This is a genomic window from Pseudomonas sp. WS 5071 (genome assembly GCF_012985765.1).
Lineage (GTDB): Bacteria > Pseudomonadota > Gammaproteobacteria > Pseudomonadales > Pseudomonadaceae > Aquipseudomonas > Aquipseudomonas lundensis_A.
Genome location: NZ_JAAQWY010000071.1, coordinates 1 through 2,479, shown reverse-complemented (window position 1 = coordinate 2,479; position 2,479 = coordinate 1). Strand labels below are relative to the sequence as shown.

Here is a 2,479-nt window from a genome sequence, read left to right as displayed (position 1 = left end):
GCGATATCAGCCACTTCTTGATGCATCGGTACAACTGGGTTCGACCCCACCAATTCAACGGTGGGTTGGCGCCAGCCCGGGCCGAAGAAAAACTTAACGTCGTGTCCGGGATTAGTTGACCACTACAAGCAGCGCGCACATAAGGCGCTTTGTGCAGCCCGTATGTGAGCAATCTGGCATGGCCAACTTTTTCAACTGAATCGGCCAATTTGAGCCATTCAGCAAGTACGCCGAAAACGTAGGTAACCCGAAACGAGCGAATTGCTAGCATCGGGTCGCAAAGAACTAGGCTGAGAAACCACCATCAATCGTCAAGCTGGCTCCGGTGATGAAGCTTGCTTCTGGGCCCGCTAGATAGGCGACAAAGCCGGCAATTTCATCAGCTTTGCCGTAGCGCCCCAGTGCCATCAGACCTTTCAGGTAGTCGGCACCCTCACCGTCGGCCGGGTTCATCTCGGTATCCACCGGGCCGGGTTGCACGTTGTTTACAGTGATGGCTCGAGGTCCCAAGTCGCGGGCCATGCCTTTGACCAAGCCGACCAGCGCCGACTTGCTCATGGCGTACAGTGCACCGCCGGCAACCGGAATACGCTCGGCGTTAGTGCTGCCGATGTTGATGATGCGCCCGCCGTCGATCATATGTCTTGCAGCTTCCTGGCTGGCTACGAACACACTGCGCACGTTAATCGCCAACGTGTGGTCAAGCTGCTCCAGGGTGAGTTCTTCGGTGCTGCCCCAGGCCAGCACGCCAGCGTTGTTGACCAAAATATCCAGCCCACCAAAGTGCTCGGCTGCAGTACGAATGGCCTGCTGCACGGCTGCTGCATCAGAACTGTCAGCCTTTATGGCAAGGACTTGACCACTAGCGGCAATCACTTCACTGACCAGAGCATTGGCCCGCTCGGCAGACGATACATAGGTGAAAGCCACTTGAGCACCTTCATGAACCAAGCGTTTGACGATGGCCGCGCCTATACCGCGAGAGCCGCCTTGGACGAAAGCCACTTTTCCTTGCAGGGTTTGGGTAGAGGTCATGGTGTATCTCCATTACAAGAAATTAAGTTAGTTGACATCGGTGTCAGCACCCTAAGGCCGAGGACCTTAGCCTTCATAGCCATGGTCTGACTCAGTTCATCCAGGCGCAGTGTGCGCAACTCTTGGCCATCGACTATTCCTGGCTTTAGCAGCAGCCGTTAACCGGCATCGCATTAACTAGGAATATAAAACCAGACATTGCCGTTAATCGACACACCCATCCGCCAGACTTCGGCAAGTTGTATCTATCAACGAAAAGGTGCTCAGTGTACCGATGGCTGCCCACCAGCGGCATGATGGCAGGCAAAGTGGAAGCGAAGAGATATCAGCAGGAAGTTAAGCCAGGGTTACGGGTGTCGGCTTTGAGTTGAAGTAGATCTCTAGAAAATGGCCGCTACTGGCCGGTTAGCGACGGCCTGACTTCGACCGTCGCTACGCATGATCAAACCTCAGTCTGTTCCGCCATCTCCAGGGCGTCATCGACCTCAATCCCCAGATATCGAACAGTGCTCTCCAGCTTCGTATGGCCGAGCAGCAACTGAACCGCCCGTAGGTTCTTCGTTCTGCGATAGATTAGTGATGCCTTCGTACGTCTCATTGTGTGAGTGCCATACATGGCTGGATCAAGGCCTACGGCTTTCACCCAGCCTTTGACGATACGAGCGTATTGACGAGTGGATAGATGGTCTGAGGTATGTAGCCGACTAGGAAAAAGGCAGTCCTCGCTGCGTAGTTGTGCCTGATGTATCCAGGCCGCGAGAGCAGACCGTGTTTGCTCAGTGATCTAAAACTGCACAGGCCGCTGCGTTTTCTGCTGCATCACCATGGCTCGTGATGATACGTGCTCGCCATGAGCGACATCGCGCACGCGGAGCTTGGTTAAGTCGCAGGCTCGAAGCTTACTGTCGATGGCCAGATCGAAAAGAGCCAGATCCCGGGTTCTTTCCGCAATTTGAAGCCTTACTCGGATGGCCCAGATATCTCTCAGTCGGAGTGGGGCTTTCTGCCCGACTAGTTTTCCTTTGTTCCAGGGCTGACGGCTGCAGGTAGCGATGATGTTCATGACAAGTCCTCCACGTGTGGAAAGACAAGGATGGCTAATTGGAGCGACGGTCGCTAACCGGCCAAAAGCTGCCACTCAACGCGACTCGATAATTTCCACCCGAGCGTGCATCATCGCGCTCGCCACGATCCCGTCGCGGCATCGAAGCCATCAGTGCAGAACCTGCCCGCCCGCAAAAACGAACCTTTTGAAATGGAAGTCATCTCATGTTCGAACGTAACAAACTGGTTCCGGAGTTAATGGTCACCAACCTGGCGGCGTTTTGCAAGGTAGTTGTCGCGTCAGCCGTGTTTTTAAGCTGCTATTTTCACTGCCGGCTGCTCCCTCTCTGGGTTGAGTGTGACGGCGCCGATAGGTTGCCAATTTCGCGTTGCACCTGAC

1 protein-coding gene and 1 pseudogene are annotated in these 2,479 nt (G+C 54.7%); both read right to left on the bottom strand.

Annotated features, from left to right (window positions below; all coding sequences use genetic code 11):
- Positions 1 to 285: 285 nt before the first annotated feature.
- Complete coding sequence (locus HBN61_RS22215; protein ID WP_170047916.1) at positions 286 to 1,035, bottom strand: 3-oxoacyl-ACP reductase family protein; 750 nt, start codon at positions 1,033 to 1,035, stop codon at positions 286 to 288.
- Positions 1,036 to 1,477: 442 nt separating this feature from the next.
- Positions 1,478 to 2,098: pseudogene (locus HBN61_RS22210) on the bottom strand (tyrosine-type recombinase/integrase).
- Positions 2,099 to 2,479: the final 381 nt, after the last annotated feature.

Coding starts and splice junctions, on each gene's coding strand:
- HBN61_RS22215 (WP_170047916.1), bottom strand. CDS start 1,035: ATGACCTCTACCCAAACCCTGCAAGGAAAAGTGGCTTTCGTCCAAGGC.